A 626-nucleotide genomic window follows, 5' to 3' on the forward strand; every position below is an offset into this window, starting at 1 on the left:
CCCCACCCCGCAGGTCGACTGGTCGGCCGGCGCGGTGGAACTGCTGACGGAACAGCGACCTTGGCCCGAGGTCGAACGGCCCCGCCGGGCGGGTGTCTCCGCGTTCGGCGTCAGCGGCACCAACGCCCACGTCATCCTCGAACAGGCCGCGGAGGCCGGTGAAGCGCCGGTCACGACGGCACACCCGGACGGCGGCCTGACGCTCCTCCCCCTCTCCGCACGGGGCGAGGACGCCCTGCGCGCACAGGCACAGCGACTGCTGTCCTACCTGGGGCAGCGCCCCGAACTGGACCTCACCGCAGTGGGCGCCGCGCTGGCCGCGAGCCGGGCGGGGCTGCCGGAGCGGGCGGTGGTGGTCGCCGGTGACCGGGACGAGGCGCTGGCGGGCCTGGGCGCGGTGGCGCGGGGCGAGACGGCGGTCGGCGTGCACTCCGGATCGGTGCGGCGCGGACGACTGGCCATACTGTTCACCGGCCAGGGCTCCCAACGCCTGGGAATGGGACGCGGACTCTACGAAGCGTTCCCCGTCTACCGCGAAGCCTTCGACGAGATCTGCACGGCCCTCGGCAACGAGATACCCGACCTCCGCGACGTCATCTTCGGCGACGACCCCCAGCGCCTCGAAC

1 protein-coding gene is annotated in these 626 nt (G+C 73.8%); it reads left to right on the forward strand.

Features of this window, described 5'->3' with window-relative positions; genetic code table 11:
* On the forward strand, positions 1 to 626 hold a 626-nt coding region (locus KM933_RS38750), incomplete at both ends, for a ketoacyl-synthetase C-terminal extension domain-containing protein (RefSeq protein ID WP_308013690.1).

This window comes from Streptomyces beigongshangae (assembly GCF_019710745.1).
GTDB lineage: Bacteria > Actinomycetota > Actinomycetes > Streptomycetales > Streptomycetaceae > Streptomyces > Streptomyces beigongshangae.